The 16,570-nt window shown below is 62.5% G+C and carries 14 protein-coding genes; 6 read left to right on the top strand and 8 right to left on the bottom strand.

Features of this window, described 5'->3' with window-relative positions; genetic code table 11:
- Window positions 1–5: 5 nt before the first annotated feature.
- Genes LGM20_RS14665 through LGM20_RS14655 form a run of 3 tightly spaced genes read left to right on the top strand, consistent with a single transcriptional unit; the run spans window position 6 to window position 3,029 of the window.
- Window positions 6–737: an ABC transporter permease gene (locus LGM20_RS14665; RefSeq protein WP_023289347.1), complete on the top strand. Its 732-nt coding sequence runs from the start codon at window positions 6–8 to the stop codon at window positions 735–737.
- A 1-nt stretch (window position 738) separates the two neighbouring features.
- Complete coding sequence (locus tag LGM20_RS14660) at window positions 739–1,533, top strand: ABC transporter ATP-binding protein (RefSeq protein ID WP_017900863.1); 795 nt, start codon at window positions 739–741, stop codon at window positions 1,531–1,533.
- A complete protein-coding gene (locus tag LGM20_RS14655) occupies window positions 1,530–3,029 on the top strand; it encodes an HAL/PAL/TAL family ammonia-lyase (protein ID WP_044522457.1) in 1,500 nt (499 codons plus the stop codon). Before LGM20_RS14660 ends, LGM20_RS14655 begins: the two co-directional genes overlap by 4 nt.
- A gap of 29 nt (window positions 3,030–3,058) precedes the next feature.
- Here LGM20_RS14655 and sapF read toward each other — a convergent pair whose 3' ends face one another.
- From sapF to LGM20_RS14625, 6 genes are all read right to left on the bottom strand, one after another.
- Complete coding sequence (gene sapF, locus LGM20_RS14650) at window positions 3,059–3,868, bottom strand: putrescine export ABC transporter ATP-binding protein SapF (protein ID WP_004203898.1); 810 nt, start codon at window positions 3,866–3,868, stop codon at window positions 3,059–3,061.
- 1 nt (window position 3,869) lies between these two features.
- On the bottom strand, window positions 3,870–4,862 hold the full coding sequence (gene sapD, locus LGM20_RS14645) for a putrescine export ABC transporter ATP-binding protein SapD (RefSeq protein WP_023289349.1): 993 nt from the start codon (window positions 4,860–4,862) through the stop codon (window positions 3,870–3,872).
- A complete protein-coding gene (sapC, locus tag LGM20_RS14640) occupies window positions 4,862–5,752 on the bottom strand; it encodes a putrescine export ABC transporter permease SapC (RefSeq protein ID WP_004151901.1) in 891 nt (296 codons plus the stop codon). The genes sapD and sapC overlap by 1 nt, the downstream gene beginning before the upstream one ends.
- Window positions 5,739–6,704, bottom strand: a complete 966-nt coding sequence (gene sapB / locus LGM20_RS14635) for a putrescine export ABC transporter permease SapB (protein ID WP_017900865.1) — start codon at window positions 6,702–6,704, stop codon at window positions 5,739–5,741. Before sapB ends, sapC begins: the two co-directional genes overlap by 14 nt.
- A complete protein-coding gene (sapA, locus tag LGM20_RS14630; RefSeq protein ID WP_044522460.1) occupies window positions 6,701–8,344 on the bottom strand; it encodes an ABC transporter substrate-binding protein SapA in 1,644 nt (547 codons plus the stop codon). The genes sapB and sapA overlap by 4 nt, the downstream gene beginning before the upstream one ends.
- Before the next feature lie 333 nt (window positions 8,345–8,677).
- Complete coding sequence (locus LGM20_RS14625) at window positions 8,678–9,586, bottom strand: SDR family oxidoreductase (RefSeq protein WP_072096645.1); 909 nt, start codon at window positions 9,584–9,586, stop codon at window positions 8,678–8,680.
- A 107-nt stretch (window positions 9,587–9,693) separates the two neighbouring features.
- Here LGM20_RS14625 and LGM20_RS14620 point away from each other — a divergent pair, with 107 nt between their 5' ends.
- Window positions 9,694–10,536: a helix-turn-helix transcriptional regulator gene (locus LGM20_RS14620; RefSeq protein ID WP_044522463.1), complete on the top strand. Its 843-nt coding sequence runs from the start codon at window positions 9,694–9,696 to the stop codon at window positions 10,534–10,536.
- On the opposite strand, the gene LGM20_RS14615 is transcribed toward LGM20_RS14620, so the two are convergent.
- Entirely contained in the window at window positions 10,503–12,824 is a 2,322-nt protein-coding gene (locus LGM20_RS14615) for a helix-turn-helix domain-containing protein (protein ID WP_044522464.1), read from the bottom strand. The two genes, LGM20_RS14620 and LGM20_RS14615, sit on opposite strands and share 34 nt — an antisense overlap.
- Window positions 12,825–12,995: 171 nt before the next feature.
- On the opposite strand from LGM20_RS14615, the gene LGM20_RS14610 reads away from it, so the two are divergent.
- Complete coding sequence (locus tag LGM20_RS14610; RefSeq protein WP_044522465.1) at window positions 12,996–14,165, top strand: M20 aminoacylase family protein; 1,170 nt, start codon at window positions 12,996–12,998, stop codon at window positions 14,163–14,165.
- 25 nt (window positions 14,166–14,190) lie between these two features.
- Window positions 14,191–15,531 (top strand): MFS transporter, encoded by a 1,341-nt coding sequence (locus LGM20_RS14605; RefSeq protein WP_044522471.1) that lies wholly within the window; start codon window positions 14,191–14,193, stop codon window positions 15,529–15,531.
- On the opposite strand, the gene pspF is transcribed toward LGM20_RS14605, so the two are convergent.
- Window positions 15,522–16,511 carry a phage shock protein operon transcriptional activator gene (pspF, locus tag LGM20_RS14600; RefSeq protein ID WP_162823499.1) on the bottom strand — a complete coding sequence of 330 codons (990 nt, stop codon included), beginning with the start codon at window positions 16,509–16,511 and terminating at the stop codon, window positions 15,522–15,524. The two genes, LGM20_RS14605 and pspF, sit on opposite strands and share 10 nt — an antisense overlap.
- Window positions 16,512–16,570 lie beyond the last annotated feature (59 nt).

Here is a 16,570-nt window from a genome sequence, read left to right as displayed (position 1 = left end):
CCCATATGATTATCGATTTTGCCTTTCTCGGTGAGACGTTGTTGAAGCTCGGCGCGGCGCTGCCGGTGACGCTGGGGCTCTTTATCTGCTCTTTTTTGCTCGGCGGCGTGTTGGCTCTTGGCGTTCTGGCGCTGCGAATGAGCCGCTGGCCGCTGGCAAGCGGTTTCGCCAAAGGCTATATCCTGATCTTTCGCGGTTCGCCATTGCTGATCCAGTTGTTTCTCATTTATTACGGGCTGGGTCAGTTTGGGGTGATCCGCCACAGTTTCCTGTGGCCGCTGCTGCGCGAACCCTTTATCTGCGCCGTTCTTGCGCTGGCGCTCTGTACGGCGGCCTATACCGCGGAAATTCTGCGCGGCGGGTTGCTGGCGATACCGCCGGGCCAGATTGAAGCCGGCCAGGCTTGCGGTATGTCGCGCTGGCTGCTGCTGCGGCGGATCATTGCCCCGGTGATGCTGCGCTATGCGCTGCCAGCCTACTCCACGGAGGCCATTTTATTGGTCAAGTCGACGGCGCTGGCAAGCCTGGTGACCGTCTGGGACGTCACGGGGGTGGCCCAACAGATTATTCAGCGTACCTACCGGACGATGGAGGTATTCCTCTGCGCGGCGGCCATCTACCTGCTGCTCAATTTCATCATTGTGCAGCTGTACGCCCTGCTTGAACGGCGTTTAACCCCGCATACCCGGCAAAATCCGGCGACCGTGTCGCTCAAGCCGATAACCAAAGGAGAGTAAGATGCTCGATTCACGTCCGGTGACCTTATCGGTCAGCGATATTCATAAGTCCTTTGGCTCCCTGGATGTCCTGAAGGGGATCACCATCCAGGCGCAGCAGGGCGATGTCATTTCGATCCTCGGGGCCAGCGGCTCCGGTAAAAGTACGCTGCTGCGCTGCATTAACCTGCTGGAAACGCCCGATGCCGGAGTGGTCAGCGTCGGCGGCGAGACGATTGAAATGAAGCATCATGCCCGCGGGCATCGGCTGGCGGCGAACCCCCGGCAGATAGAGCGCCTGCGCTCGCGGCTGGGGATGGTCTTCCAAAGTTTTAACCTCTGGTCGCATATGACGGTTCTGCAGAATGTCATCGAGGGGCCGCATTATGTGCTCAAACGGGACAAACGAACCTGCATTGAACAGGCTGAGCAGTTGCTGGAGCGAGTGGGGATGTTGAACCGAAAGGATTTCTATCCTGCGCAGCTCTCCGGCGGCCAGCAGCAGCGCGTGGCGATAGCCCGCGCGCTGGCCATGGAGCCGGACGTCATGCTCTTTGATGAACCGACCTCAGCGCTGGATCCCGAACTGGTCGGCGAGGTGCTAAAGGTGATGCGCAGCCTGGCGGAGGAGGGACGGACGATGCTGGTGGTCACCCACGAGCTGGGATTCGCCCGCCATGTTTCCAACCGGGTGGTCTTTATGCACCAGGGGACGATTGACTGCGACGGTGCGCCAGAGGCGCTGTTTGGCAGCCAGGGGTCCGCGCGCTTCAAGCAATTTATCTCCAGCCACCAACAGCCAGGACAGGTCGTATGAAAATGATCCAGTGGGGCGATGCGCCGATACGCTGGCAGGAGGTGGCTTGCGTTGCGCGGGGCGAGGCGACCTTGAGCCTCAGCGACAGCGCCTGGTCGCGTATCGCGCAAGGGCGGGCGATTGTCCAGCATATCGTTAAAGCCGGCGAGGTAGCCTATGGGATCAACACCGGGCTGGGGGCGCTGTGCAATATTACGCTGCCGGAAGCGCAGCTACACCAGCTGTCGCGCAATACGTTGCTCAGCCACGCCTGCGGGGTGGGACCGTTGCTGGAGGTCGCCCCAACCCGGGCAATTATGTGCGCCGCGGTGGCCAATTTCAGCCACGGTAAATCCGGGATCTCCGCCGGGATAGTGCAGCAGCTGTTGGCGTTTTTGCAGCATGGCGTCACCCCTCAGGTGCCCTCCCAGGGGTCAGTTGGCTATTTAACGCATATGGCGCACATTGGCCTGGCCCTGATGGGGGTTGGCGATGTGCTCTGGCAGGGGCGAACGTGGTCAGCGGCAGAGGTCCTGTCGCAGCTAGATCTGCAGCCCATCGCGCCGGGAGCGAAAGAGGGGCTGAGCCTGGTCAACGGTACGCCGTGCATGACCGGTCTGGCCTGTCTGGCGTTAGACGACGCCGAGCGCTTAATGAACTGGGCCGATGTCACCGGCGCGATGAGCTTTGAAGCGCTGCGCGGCCAGCTTGTGGCATTCGATGCCGAGATCCTGGCGCTGAAAGCCAGCCCCGGGATCCAGACCAGCGGCCAGCGGCTGCGTGAGCTACTGGCGGACAGCCGTCTGCTGGCCGAAAGTGAAGGACTTCGCACCCAGGATGCGCTAAGCCTTCGCTCGATGCCTCAGGTGCATGGCGCCTGCCGCGATCAGTTTAGCCACGCGCAGACGCAGATAAATATCGAACTCAACGCCTGTACTGATAATCCGCTGATCCTGGGAACCGTTGAGCAGTGGCGGGTGGTCTCCCAGGCGCATCCGCACGGCGAATCGGTGGCGATGGCCTGCGATTTGCTGGCCATTGCCATGGCTGAGCTGGGCGCCATCGCTGAACGACGCCTTGACCGGCTGGTGAATCCTCTGGTGAGCGGGTTGCCGGCGTTCCTGGTCGCCCGACCGGGCGTGAATTCAGGCATGATGATTGCCCAGTACGTCGCCGCGTCGTTGTGCGCGGAAAACAAGCAGCTGGCGCAGCCGGCGGTGCTGGATAATTTTGTTACCTCGGGTCTGCAGGAGGATCATTTAAGCCTGGGCACCGGCGCAGCGCTGAAACTGCAGCGCCTGCTGGGCAACCTCTATCAGATCCTGGGCATCGAATATTTACTCGCCGCCCAGGGGCTCGATTTTCACGAGCCGAAGAAGCTGGCGGCGGGCACGCGCCGGGCGCGAGACCTGCTGCGCGAAAGCGTGCCTGGCTGGGAGGACGATCGCTGGCTGGCGCCGGACATCGCCAGCGCGGTGGCCATCCTTAAGCGAACCGCTGGCCACGCGCCGGCGTGAGGTCTGCGGGCGAGGTGAATGAGACGGCACTATTTGCCGTCTTTGCGCCAGGCGTCGGCGGTGAGAGCCTCACCGAAGTGGCCGGCGATCAGGCGTCGGGTCAGGTCGTGCAACGGTGAGGCCAGCACATCGGCGGTGCTGCCGCGCTCAACCACTTCCCCGTTATGCATCACCAGCACCTGATCGCTGATGTGCTTCATCATTCCCAGGTGCTGGGTGACATAGATGTAAGAGATGCCCTGTTTCTCCTGCAGCTCCAGCATCAGGTTGATGAGCTGGGAACGCATCGACATATCCAGCGAGGCCAGCGCCTCATCGCAGACGATGACCTTCGGGCGCAGGATCAGCGCCCGGGCGAGGCCAAGACGCTGCTTCTGACCCGGGGCCAGCATATGGGGATAGTAGCTGACGTGGTCCGGCAGCAGGCCGACCATGCGCAGGGTGTCGATGATCTGTTTCTGCCGCGCTTCGGCGTCGAGGTCGGTATTCAGCCGCAGCGGAAAATCGAGGATCTGCGAGATACGCTGGCGCGGGTTTAGCGACGTCGACGGATCCTGAAAGATCATGCGAATCTTCTGGCTGCGGTAGGAGTAATCCCCGAAGGTCAGCGGATGGTCATCGATCAGCACCTCGCCGCTGGTGGGCTCCACCATGCCCGCCAGCATCTTCGCGAGGGTGGATTTTCCGGAGCCATTCTCGCCGATAATCGCCAGCGTCTGCCGTTCGCGCAGGGTAAAACTTAGCGGCTTAACCGCCTCCACCGTCTGGCGGTGAAACCAGCCGGTGCGATAGCGAAAGGTCTTACTGAGTTGGCGCACTTCCAGCAATGTTTCGACCATTTCACTCTTTCTCCATGTTCAGCGGGAAATGACAGGCGTACAGGTGATTGCGCGCCCCGGTAAGACGCGGGGTTTCAATACACTCGCGCTGGGCGTACGGGCAGCGCGGCCCCAGCCGACAGCCGATGGGCAGCTGCTCCAGCAGCGGTATCGCCCCCGGCAGGGTGTTGAGACGGCTTTTATGCGGCATGGCGCTGCCAAAATCCGGGATCGCGCGGATTAACGCTTGGGTGTAGGGGTGATGCGGCAGGGTGATCAGCTCTTCGCTGGGCCCGCTCTCCACCGTCTGCCCGCAGTACATGACGTTGATTTTATCCGCCCATTTGCTGAGCATCTGCAGATCGTGGCTGATCAGCAAAATGGTGGTGTTGTTGTTCTGGTTGAGCCGCGTCAGCAGGCGGATAATCTGCGCCTGCGTCGTGGGCTCCATAGCGTTAGTCGGTTCATCGGCGATCAGCAGGCGCGGCTGGTTGGCCAGGGCGATGGCAATCATCACCTTCTGGCACTCGCCTTCGGTCAGCTGATAGGGGAAGCTGCGCATGGCGTCTTTGTGATCTTTAATCCCGACGCGGTGCAACAGCTCGATGGCCCGACGTTTACGCCAGCCCAGCCGCTGCCACCAGCGGCCCTTGTAGGTCCAGCCAGGGATACTCTGGATCAGCTGCTGGCCGATGCGCTCAGAGGGGTCGAGGCACGACTGGGGCTCCTGGAATATCATCGACACGTTGTGGCCGATCAGTTTCCGGCGCTCGCGGTTCGACAGCCGCAGCAGATCGATGTCGTCGAAACGCATGCGGTCGGCCGTGACCCGCCAGTTGTCTTTTGTCACGCCGCAGATAGCTTTGGCGATCAGGCTCTTCCCGGAGCCGGATTCCCCCACCAGGCCACGGATTTCGCCTTCGGTCAGGGTCAGGCTGACGCGGTCGACGGCTTTTACCCAGCCTTCGTTGGTTTTAAATTCGATGGTTAAGTGACGAATATCGAGTAACGGCATTATTCTACCCCGGCAATGATCGCCCGGCGAATACCGTCGCCCAGCAGGTTGACCAGCAGTACGCTGAGCATAATCGCGGCCCCGGGCAGCATCACGGTCCACGGCGCAACATAGATAAGCTCCAGCGCATCGCCCAGCATCGCTCCCCATTCCGGCGAAGGCAGCTGAGCGCCGAGGTCAAGAAAGCCCAGCGCGGCGATATCCAGAATAGCCATCGACAGGGCGCGGGTGATCTCGGTCACCAGGCCGGAGGCGATATTGGGCAGGATGGCGAACAGCAGAATATTCAGCGTCGACGCCCCGTCGAGGCGGGCGGCGATGATGTACTCTTTCTCCAGCTCATCGTGGACCATGCTGTAGACGGAGCGCACCATGCGCGGCAGCAACGCCAGCCAGACGGCAAACATCGCATGGCTGAGGTGCGGCCCGGCAAAGGCGACGACGATGATCGCCAACAGCAGCGAGGGGATGGAGAGCAGGGTATCGAGGATATGGTTCATCACCGCCGAGCGCAGGCCGTGGGTCGATCCGGCAATGACGCCCAGCACCAGGCCAAACAGCGTGGCGCCGAGGGTGACGACAAAAGCGCCGCCGACGGTCGGCGCCGCGCCGCTCAGCAGTCGGCTGAGCACATCGCGCCCCAGGTCATCGGTTCCGAGGAAGAAAGAGACTTCCCCATAGCGCGACCACGATGGCGGCAGCAGCTGGTAGCCGAGGAACTGCTGGTCGATGCCGTAGGGGGCGAACCAGCCGCCGAAGACGCAAAGCAGCAGCAGCCCCGCGCAGCCGTACAGGCCGATCATCGCCGTGGTGTCGCCATAGAATTTACGCCATACGGTGCGCAGCGCGCCGGGCGGACGCTTTTCCAGATAAACGCTATCGTAGGGCATACCATTCCTTATGTTTCAGTGGGTTAGCCATGGCACCGAGAATATCGGAAATCACGTTGACAATAATCACCAGCGCGCCAATCACCATCACTCCGGCGGAGATCGCCGCGTAGTCCTGCTGACGAATGGCGTTGATAAGCCACCGGCCCAGCCCTGGCCAGCTGAATACCATCTCCGTGATCATCGCCAGGGTGAGCATGGTGGAAAACTGCAGGCCGAGGCGCGGGATCACCGGCGGCAGGGCGTTGTGCAGCACGTGGCGCAGTAAAATTTTGCGTCGCGAGACGCCGCGGGTGGCGGCCGCCTTGACGTAGTTGGTGTCATAGACCTCGCTGGTGCTGATGCGCATCAGGCGGATCACTTCGGTAGTGGGGGCTACCGCCAGGGTCAGCACCGGCAGCACCATATGCCGGGCGGCGCTGACGATCATCTCATGGCGCCACGGCGAGTCCGAAAGCCAGGCGTCAATCAGCGCGAAACCGGTGACGTTTTTCACCTCATACAGCAGGTCGAAGCGGCCGGAGACCGGAAGCCAGCCGAGGGTCAGGGAGAAGAAGAGGGTCAGGAGCAGCGCCAGCCAGAAGACCGGGATCGAGAAACCGACCAGCGCGACGGCGCTGATCAGGGTATCGGGCCATTTGTTGCGCATCACGCCGGCGATCATCCCCACCGGAATGCCAATCAGCAGGGCAAAGCCGAAGGCGAGGATGCACAGCTCCATGGTCGCCGGGAACACCTCGCGCAGCTGCTCGGAAATCAGCTGGCCGTTAATGCTGGAGACGCCAAAATCCCAGTGCAGCACCCCTTCAAACCAGAACAGCCATGCATTCCACAGGGTCGCGCCCTGCAGCGGGGCATGGGGAGTGAAGTAGCTCAGGCTGAAGCCGACAAAGGTCAGAAAAAAGAGGGTGACCAGCAACAGCAGCAGACGGCGCAGGGTAAAAATAATCATGGTTTTTTCACCTCTTCGGTTTTCTCCCGCGATACGCCAGCGAACGAAGCGTTACCGAAGGGGCTAAGCACCAGGCCTTTCATATCATAGCGATAGGCCTGCAACCGCAGCGATGAGGCCAGCGGCAGGACCGGCAGTTCACGAGCGAGGATGCGCTGGGCCTCTTTGTAAGCGTCCATCCGCGAGGAGAGCTGCTGCGAGAGCAGCGCTTTTTGCAGCACGTCATCAAATTCCCGGTTACACCAGTGGGCGAAGTTGGTTTGCGAGGCGATCGCCGCGCAGCTCAGCAGCGGTCGGAAGAAGCTGTCCGGATCGTTACTGTCCGTCGCCCAGCCGGAGAGCGTCAGGTCATGGTTCATGTCCATCAGCCGCGCCTCCTGGAAGCGCCCCTCCACCGGCATGATGATCACCTTGACGCCAATCTGCGCCATATCCGCCTGGATCAGCTCTGCTGTTTTCAACGGACTGGGGTTCCACGCCTGCGAGCTGGTGGGAACCCACAGCTTGAGGGTCAGATTTTCCAGCCCCAGGGCCTTCAGGCGGGTGCGGGCCTCCTGGGGATTATATTCGGTAATCTTAGCGTCGTTATCGTAGGCCCACGAGGCGCGCGGCAGCATCGACGCCGCCGTCTCCGCGGTGCCATAGTAGATAGACTGCATCAGGCGCTGGTTGTTAATGGCCAGCGCCAGCGCGTGGCGCACCTCCGGGTTGTCCAGCGGCGGCTTGGCGGTGTTGAAGGCCAGCCAGGCAATGTTCATCCCCGGACGCAGCGTCAGGCGCAGGCGCGGGTCGTCACGCAGGATCGTCAACTGGCTGGCGGCCGGCCAGGCCAGCACGTCGCATTCGCCGGTCAGCAGTTTCGACAGGCGGCCGATTCCACCGGAGCCGAGGTCAACCACCACCTGCGGCATCAACGGCTTGCCGCGCCAGTAGCCGGGGTGGCGCTGCAGGCGAACATACTGCCCGGAGCGGTACTCAGACAGCTGGAACGGGCCGGTGCCCACCGGCTGGCGATCGAGCTGTTCCTGACGATCGTCCTGCGTTAAGCGGGCGGCATATTCGGCGGAGGTAATCGACGCATAGTGGGTGGCCAGATGCCAGAGGAATGATGCATCCGGCCGCTTGAGGCGAAACTCCACGGTCTGATTATCGAGCTTGCGGACGCTCTCCACGCTGTCAGCAAACTGCAGGCTGTCGAAGTAGGGGAAGCTGCTGCCGTTGACGTTGTGCCAGGGGTGATCGCGGTTAAAAATGCGGCCAAAGGTGAAAATCACGTCATCGGCGTTGAAATCCCGCGTCGGGGAGAACCATGCCGTGCGTTGAAACGGGACGTGGCGGCGCAGGTGAAAGCGGTAGGTGGCGCCGTTATCGAGGACTTCCCAGCTCTCCGCCAGCTCGGGGACCAGCCGATAGGTATAAGGGTCGACGTCAAGCAGGCGATCGTAGATCTGCGCGGCCAGCGTATCGACGATCAGGCCGCTGCTCACTTTCTGCGGATTAAAGGTATTAACCTGGCCGCTGACGCAATAGACGAAACCGCTGTCGCGAATATCGGCGCGGTCGGGGAGCGCAGGGGCGGCAAAAGCCTGCCCACACAGCAGGGAAACCGCTGCCAGGAGAGATGACAATTTCAGGCGCATATTTTCTGTTTGATTATAGAGTTGAACTCTATCTTATTAAGATTCATAGACATTCACCACCGCCTTCAACAAGCCTGAGGGATAATGCGGTTACCGGGTGCGTATAGTATTCAGTCAATTGATTAAAATAGTCGCGGAACCGAGTCTGTATAATGAAACATGGTAACTTTTTATCGCCGATATCGCCAGTCAGCTCTGTTTGGCCGCGGTTGACCAGACGGTGGAAGCGACGCTAACGCCGGGGATAAATTCAGTATAGCGGGGAGAAAGCAGAGGGTCCGACGGGCGGGTAACCCTACCCGTCGGATGTCATACAGGGGGGAACGTATTTGCTTATCGTGACAACGTCACTTTTTGATAATCCATATTCCGTAAATCCTCCAGCAGCCCGGGGCCGACCGGCTGCCACTGCAATCGCTCGCGAGTCCATGCCGAGCTGGCGCGCAGGTCAAGGGCGGTAAAGGGGGCAAACCAGCCGAACCAGGCGTCAGCCTGGGCTTCATCCAGCTGGGTCAGCGGCAGATTTAAGCCCCGGGCGATGACTGCGGCAATCTCCCGTAATGCGATCCCCTCTTCAGCCACCGCATGGTAGCGCTCGCCCGCAGCGCCCTGCAGCAGTGCGCTGACGTACAGGCGCGCGACGTCATCGACATGAGCGGCGGACCAGCGGTGGTTCCCCTCGCCGCGCAAGGCCACCGCGCCGCTGGCGACCGCGCGTTCGATATAGCTGGTCAGCAGCCCCTGGCGCACGGTGTCATGCACCTGCGGCAGGCGAACGACCCGGACGTCCACTCCCGCCTCCAGCAGCTGCTGGCCGGCAAGTTCTGAGGCGGTCCGCGGGCTGGGGTGCGCGGCGTTAAAGCACGACTCGCGGGCCGGGGCGCCGCTCCCGTCGTCGCCCATCAGCGTGCCGGAGGTGATGACCAGCGGCCGCGCGCTGCCCCGCAGCGCCTGGCCCATGGTGAGGATCGCCTGGCGGTCTTTCTCGCAGTTGGCGGCAAAGCGGCTGAAGTCGTGGTCGAAAGCGGTATGGATCACCGCGTCGGCGCTCTCGACGCCCGCCAGCAGCGAATCGGGGGCGTCCAGCGTGCCGCGGCGCACCTCGACCCCTGCCGCTTCCAGGGCCTGCGCCGTGGCGTCGCTGCGCACGAGGCCGATAACCTGATGGCCCGACGCCTGCAGCGCCGGAAGAATACGCGAGCCGATAAATCCGCTCGCGCCGGTAAGAAATATACGCATTATGAACCTCCTGAACGGGTTATCAGGCGTATCCTACCCGCGATGTCATACTATAAAAGTAGAGACATTATCGGGGTATAAATTCTAACAGGCAGACTTACAGGCAGATGATGAACACTTCTGACAATCATGCTTTAGGTGATTTTCTCCGCGCCAGGCGCCAGCGTCTCGACCCGGCAACGTTTGGCTTCCCGGCGGGACGCCGGCGCACGCCGGGCCTGCGCCGTGAAGAGGTCGCCCAGCTCGCCAGCATCAGCCCGACCTGGTATACCTGGCTTGAACAGGGGCGCGGCGGGGCGCCTTCCCGCGAGGTGCTGGAGCGGATCGCCCGCGGTCTGCGGCTGACCACCCCGGAGCGCGAACATCTGTTTATACTCGCCTTCGGCCATCCGCCGCAGACCCGTTTGACGATCACAGATGATATGACGCCGCGGCTGCAGCGGGTGCTCGATGCCTTCGCCATTCCGGCGATTATCCGTACCGCCAGCTGGGACGTGATCGCCTGGAACGCGGCGGCGGCCAGGGTGCTGACCGACTACGGCCAGCTGCCGCTGGCGGAGCGCAACGTGCTGCGCCGCCTGTTTACCCGGCCTGAGGCCCGCTGCACCCTGGAGGACTGGCAGACGGTGGGGCAGCTTATCGTTAATGCCTTTCGCGCCGACGTCACGCGGATGGGCGCCACGACGGAAACTGACCAGCTGATCGCGGAGCTCAGCCAGCAGAGTGTCGAGTTCGCCCGTTTCTGGCAAAGCCACGACGTCGCCGGCCACGGCGAGGGCTATAAGCGCATTCACCACCCGCAGATGGGCCCGCTCGATCTGGAGTTCACCTCTTTTGCCGTGGAGGGCCGCCCCGATCTGTCGCTGCTGGTTTTCAACCCGGCGACGACGGAGAGCCAGCGCAAAATTCACGGCCTGCTTCAGGCGTCGGGATCCTCATCGGGGGAGTACTGAGGGGTAAATTCGTACAGGGCCAGGGCGTTGCTCTCCAGCGAGTCGACCCGCAGCCAGTGGCCGTCGAGTCGGGCTTCCTCCACGCTGAGCGCCGGACGGGCCTGATGCATCAGCCACTGATAATCTTCGGCGTCGGGGCCGCTGCGGCTGCGAAAGGCGTCCACCAGCGGGAACAGCGCGCCGTGGTGCTGATCGAAGAGGTGCTGTTTGATGCGCCAGCGGCCCTTTAGCCCCTGCAGCCGCACATTGTACGGCTGGCTGAAGCGTTGAATAAAAGCCGCTTCGCTGGAGAGCCAGGGGTTGTAGACCACCGTATTGCGCAGCAGCAGCTGGTAGTGCCCCTGGTGATGGAGCAGCAGCAGGTTTTTGTCGTGAAACAGGATCTCGCCGCGCAGCCGTCGCCAGAGCCACAGCACCCAGTAAACCGGGCGTGGCAGCCCGTGCAGATAGTGCAGCGCCAGGCTGGAGGTATCCAGCTTGCCGTTGGCGCGGGCTTCGCCCTGGAGGCCGGAGTTTAACCAGAAGCCCGCCAGCCAGACCTGGTCCGCGACCCCCAGCAGATTATCCATCAACAGCGCGCCGCGAAAAAAGCGCCCGTTGGTGTCCCGCGTATCGCCGGTCAGCGTATTCCACGAGAGCAGCCATAGCGGCAGGTTAAGCTGCCGTTGACGCAGGGCGCTGTGGATCTGTCGCAGCTTATGTGCCGGATAGTGCTCGCTGGAGGCCAGACTGCTGCTGTCCGCCTGAGCCAGATCCAGCCGTTCGTTGGCATCCGCCTGGCAGGCGAGAAAATCGGCTTCCGCCAGCAGCGGCGAGTGGAACAGCGGATCGTCCCCGGGCGCGCTGGCGGCAAAGCGGTGCCAGATCCCCAGCTGCGGCTGCGGCAGCAGACGGTGAAGAACCTCGCGCTGCTGCCGCCAGGCCGCCTGGCGGGCCGCTTCGCTGGCCTGCGGCGACCAGTGCCAGACAAAGCGCCAGCTGCTGAGCGTCGTCGGTGGAAAATGGTTGGCGGCGAGTTGTAGGAAGCGCTGCAGCAGATCGCTGCGGGTGGTGACCCCGGTATGCAGGATCACCTGCCAGCCCATCGCCGCCAGCCAGCTGAAGATCTGCTGCAGGTTGTACCAGCAGGCGTAGCCAGCCATCTGCGGATCGTCCCAGCCAGTGCCGAACAGGCGGCTGCTGAGAAAGGCATCGTTGATATCGATGGCATACACCGGCAGGGCGCGGTGCAACTGCTCCAGTTCGCGGCGCACGTCCTCCCGCAGCAGATCGTCCAGCTCGCGCACGGTCACCACCATCCGGGTATGGCGCAGCACCGCGGCGCGCGCCGGTCGCTGGTGCAGGTTGATCTCCCGGGTTTGCGGCGGATTGATCAACAGCGGCTGACTCTCCCGGTCGCGTTGTTCCGGCTCATTAAGGCGGGCGTAGAGCCGGTCCACGGCCACCGGCTGCCAGCGATCGCCCTGCGGCGGGCGCGGTCGGCCCGGCTCCCGGGGGGACCGCTCGCGATACTGGCGCGGCGTCACCCCATGGTGGCGCTTAAACAGGTCGCTCATCATCCGCGTGCTGGCGAACCCCTGCTCGCGGGCAATTTGCTGAACGGGTTTGCGGGTGGTTAACAGCTGATCGGCGGCGTGGCGCAGGCGCAGCGCAGTGAGGTACTGGACAAAACTGACGCCAACCTCCTTGTGAAACAGGCGTGACAGCCAGGCCTCGGAGACAAACTCGGCGGCCGCCACCTCCTGTAAAGAGAGACGGCGCTGATAGTTGGCGTCGATCCGCGCCACTACGCTGGCTATCCTCCGGCTCCATTTTTCAGCATCGCGCCGTGGCGTGAAGGCGATGGGCTGGCTGAAGCGCGTGGCCAGCAGCAGCGCTATCTCACTCAGCCAACGGTTGGTCTCCAGCCGGTAATGGCCGGGATGATTGACCAGGCCGCTCACCAGCAGCTGGCGCATCAGGCGGCGCAGGCCGTCATCGGCATCGCGGGTGCGCGGCGATATCTGGTAGTCGACGGCAAAAAAGGCGTTGTCGAGGCGGGCCAGCCAGCTGGCGGAGAGGGTGAGGATCATCACCGCGTTGCCCCCGGCGCTGCGCAGGCTCCAGCGACGGTTGCGGTTAACGATCGCCAGCCCGTCGACGGCAAGCTGCTGCGGCGCGCCTTCCGCCTCCGCCAGATTTACGCTCCCCTCCAGCACCCACAGCAGCGTCAGCAGATCGCTCTCCGGCTGGCTTAGCTGACGCACATCGCGCACGGTGACGCTAAAGTCGCCTGAATGCTGCTCCACATGGTTCTCCTCTGTAGACAAAAAGCAACCGGTTGTTTTTTGTCATAACCGATATGTATGAAAAACACTCATTCATTTCTCGTCAATATAAAACAAAAAAGCGCGCCTGAAAGCTGTTTCACCCGCATAAACTCGAAAGTGTCGTGCAAACACAACACAGGAATAACAAAAATGACACATCCGTTGCTTGAAGCCTTGCAGGTCAACGAGGCGCAATTTATTGCCTTACGTCGCCGGTTCCACCAGCAGCCGGAGATCGGCTTTGAAGAGCATCAGACCAGCAGCGAGGTCGCCCGACTGCTTGGCGAATGGGGATACGAGGTTCATCGCGGCCTGGCGGGCACCGGGGTGGTGGGTACGCTGCGCGTCGGCCACGGGGAAAAACGCCTCGGCCTGCGGGCGGATATGGATGCCTTGCCGATGCAGGAGCGGAGCGGGAAGCCGTGGGCAAGCCAGGTTGACGGGCGCTTTCACGGCTGCGGCCATGACGGGCACACCACCACGCTGCTCTACGCGGCTGAATATCTGGCGCGCACCCGCCAGTTTAACGGGACGCTGCAGCTGATTTTCCAGCCCGCGGAAGAGTTGCTGTACGGCGGGCGGGTGATGGTCGAGGACGGTCTGTTTGACCAGTTCCCCTGCGACGCCATCTTCGGCCTGCACAATATGCCGGGTCAGCCGCTGGGTAAAATTGGTCTGCGCGACGGGGCGATGATGGCCTCCTCCGATACGCTGTATATTGAAGTGAAGGGCGTTGGCGGCCACGGCGCGGTACCGGAGCATACGGTGGATGCCACGCTGGTGGCCTGCCATATTACCCTCGCGCTGCAGTCCATCGTCTCGCGCAATATCACCCCGTTTGAGCCAGCGGTCGTGACCGTCGGCAGCATCCAGGCCGGACATGCGCCCAATATCATTAACGATCATGTGTTGATGAAGCTCACGGTGCGCACCCTCAATGAGCAGGTACGCGAGACCGTGCTGCAGCGGATCCATGATATTGCCGTGGCTCAGGCGGAGAGCTTTAACGCCACGGCTACGCTGACCCACGTCAACGGCAGCCCGGTATTACGTAACGATCCGGCGGCCAACGCCATGGTGCGGGAGGTGGCCACAGCGCTGTTTGGCGCAGAGCAGGTGGGCGAGGTGAAGCCGTTTATGGGCAGTGAAGATTTCGCCTTCATGCTGGAGCAGCACCCCCACGGCAGTTATTTCACTATCGGCGCTGGCGACGAGCCGGATCGCTGCATGGTGCATAACCCGGGCTATGACTTCAACGACGCGCTGTTGCTTAGCGGCGCGGCGCTGTGGTGCGGCCTGACGGAACACTATCTGCGTTAATCACCGGAAACGGGAGGGCCATGCAATGAGCACTGTCACCGTAAGCGACACCCCCTATGTCGGCAGCGATCGTCTGCTGGTGGGGATTGTGCTGAGCGTTTTAACCTTCTGGCTGTTTGCCCAGTCGGTGATTAACGTCGTGCCGGCGATGAAAAGCAGTCTTGATATTTCTCTTGAGACCTTAACCCTGGCCGTCAGCCTCAGCGCGCTGTTCAGCGGCTGTTTCGTGGTGGCCAGCGGCGGCCTGGCGGACAAGTTTGGCCGCATGCGAATGACCACCCTCGGGCTGGGGCTGAGCATCGTCGGCAGCGCCATGTTGGTACTGGCCCAGGGGCCGGGGCTGTTCCTCGCCGGCCGGGTGCTGCAGGGGCTGTCGGCGGCGTGCATTATGCCGGCGACGCTGGCGCTGATTAAGACCTGGTACCAGGGGCGCGCGCGTCAGCGGGCGGTCAGCTTCTGGGTCATCGGCTCGTGGGGCGGCAGCGGCCTGTGCTCCTTCGTCGGCGGAGCTATCGCCACCGGCCTGGGCTGGCGCTGGATCTTTGTCTTTTCCATCGCCGTTGCCCTGGCGGCGCTGGCGTTACTGCGCGGCACGCCGGAGAGCCGCAGCGCCAGCGCCAGCCAGCAGAAGCTGGACGTTGGCGGCCTGCTGAGCCTTATCGCCGGGCTGGTGCTGGTGAATCTGTTTATCAGCAAAGGCCACGGCTGGGGCTGGAGCAGTCCGCTGTCGTTGAGCATGCTGGCGGGGGCGCTGATCGCTGGCGCGGTGTTTATTCGCAGCGGGCTGCGCAAAGGCGAGGCGGCGCTGATCGATTTTGCGCTGTTTCGCAACCGGGCGTACGGCGCGGCGGTGCTGTCGAACTTTCTGCTCAACGGGGCGATTGGCACCATGATGATCGCCAGCATCTGGCTGCAGCAGGGGCACCACCTGACGCCGCTGGAGAGTGGAATGATGACCCTCGGCTATCTGGTGACCGTCCTGGCGATGATGGCCGGCCCGGTGCTGACCGCCATCGCCATCGGCCTGATATCCTGCACCTTTCTCGATAAGGCGCTCTATATCGGCGTGGTGTTCGGCAGCAATGTGCTGTTCGGCCTCGGGCTGGGCTGCTACGCCACGCCGTCAACGGATACGGCGGTGGCCAACGCGCCGGAGAACAAAATTGGCGTCGCCTCGGGGATCTACAAGATGGGCAGCTCGCTGGGCGGGGCGATGGGGATTGCCGTGACGGCGTCACTTTTCGCGCTGTTTTTGCCGCTCGGTATGGCCCATGCCGCCCAGTATGCCCTGTGGTTCAACGCCGCCTTATGCCTGGGGGCGATGGCGGTGAGCGCGCTGCTGCTGCCGCGCGCCTCTCATAGCTGATGCTTTTTCAGCAGCGCGCGGAGCTGATGATAGGTTAACCCCAACAGCTCCGCCGCCTGCTTCTGATGATACTTCGCCTGCTCCAGACTCCGCTGCAGCAGGCGTTTTTCCTGCTGTAGCTGAAAATCGCGGAGATCCAGCGGCAGGGCGGGCAGTTCGTCCCCGGACGCGGCCTCCGGCACGGAGGCGGCGGTCTGACGGAAAGGGTTGAGGATAATGGCGTCCAGTTCATGCTCGCTGTCGCCGTGGCGATAGACCGAGCGCTCGACGACGTTCTTCAGTTCACGAATATTTCCCGGCCAGCGGTAGCCGAGCAGCGTGGCGGTGGCTCGTTCGCTGAAGCCGGGAAACAGCGGCAGACCGAGCTCGCGGCACATCTGAATGGCAAACTGGTTGGCGAGCAGCATGATGTCGCTCTGCCGTTCGCGCAGCGGCGGGAGCTGCACCACGTCGAAGGCCAGACGGTCGAGCAGGTCGGCGCGGAAATGGCCTTCCTCCACCATCCGCGGCAGGTCGGCGTTGGTGGCGCACACCAGCCGGACGTTGACCTGCAGCGGCTGGCTGCCGCCCACGCGCTCCAGTTCGCCATATTCAATCACTCTTAACAGCTTCTCCTGCACCAGCATCGGGGCCGTCGCCAGCTCATCGAGAAACAGCGTCCCGCCGTCGGCACGCTCGAAGCGTCCGGGATGGCGCTTGCTGGCGCCGGTGAAGGCCCCGGCTTCGTGGCCAAACAGCTCCGAATCGAGCAGATTGTCATTCAGCGCCGCGCAGTTCAGCGAGATAAACGGCCCCTGCCAGCGGGCGGAGAGGTAGTGCAGACGGTTGGCGATAAGCTCTTTCCCGGTACCGCGCTCGCCGATGACCAGCACCGGTTTGTCCAGCGGAGCCAGCCGGGAAACCTGTTCCAGCACCTCGAGAAAGCTGTTGGCCTCGCCCAGCAAATTATCCTTGTACTGCGCCATGATGAATTTCGCCATTAAGTAGTGTGATTAACCAGGTGACTGTAGCAATGCCCTGCCTGTTTCGCAACCACTCT

It is taken from the genome of Klebsiella quasipneumoniae subsp. quasipneumoniae (genome assembly GCF_020525925.1).
In the GTDB taxonomy this organism is placed as follows: domain Bacteria; phylum Pseudomonadota; class Gammaproteobacteria; order Enterobacterales; family Enterobacteriaceae; genus Klebsiella; species Klebsiella quasipneumoniae.
Note: the sequence above shows the minus strand (reverse complement) of the source record. Positions and strands in the feature narration are given on the sequence as shown.

Bases quoted from the DNA above. Each gene is read 5' to 3' on its own strand.
- LGM20_RS14665 (WP_023289347.1), top strand. From the start codon at position 6: ATGATTATCGATTTTGCCTTTCTCGGTGAGACGTTGTTGAAGCTCGGC.
- LGM20_RS14660 (WP_017900863.1), top strand. From the start codon at position 739: ATGCTCGATTCACGTCCGGTGACCTTATCGGTCAGCGATATTCATAAG.
- LGM20_RS14655 (WP_044522457.1), top strand. From the start codon at position 1,530: ATGAAAATGATCCAGTGGGGCGATGCGCCGATACGCTGGCAGGAGGTG.
- sapF (WP_004203898.1), bottom strand. From the start codon at position 3,868: ATGGTCGAAACATTGCTGGAAGTGCGCCAACTCAGTAAGACCTTTCGC.
- sapD (WP_023289349.1), bottom strand. From the start codon at position 4,862: ATGCCGTTACTCGATATTCGTCACTTAACCATCGAATTTAAAACCAAC.
- sapC (WP_004151901.1), bottom strand. From the start codon at position 5,752: ATGCCCTACGATAGCGTTTATCTGGAAAAGCGTCCGCCCGGCGCGCTG.
- sapB (WP_017900865.1), bottom strand. From the start codon at position 6,704: ATGATTATTTTTACCCTGCGCCGTCTGCTGCTGTTGCTGGTCACCCTC.
- sapA (WP_044522460.1), bottom strand. From the start codon at position 8,344: ATGCGCCTGAAATTGTCATCTCTCCTGGCAGCGGTTTCCCTGCTGTGT.
- LGM20_RS14620 (WP_044522463.1), top strand. From the start codon at position 9,694: ATGAACACTTCTGACAATCATGCTTTAGGTGATTTTCTCCGCGCCAGG.
- LGM20_RS14610 (WP_044522465.1), top strand. From the start codon at position 12,996: ATGACACATCCGTTGCTTGAAGCCTTGCAGGTCAACGAGGCGCAATTT.
- LGM20_RS14605 (WP_044522471.1), top strand. From the start codon at position 14,191: ATGAGCACTGTCACCGTAAGCGACACCCCCTATGTCGGCAGCGATCGT.
- pspF (WP_162823499.1), bottom strand. From the start codon at position 16,511: ATGGCGAAATTCATCATGGCGCAGTACAAGGATAATTTGCTGGGCGAG.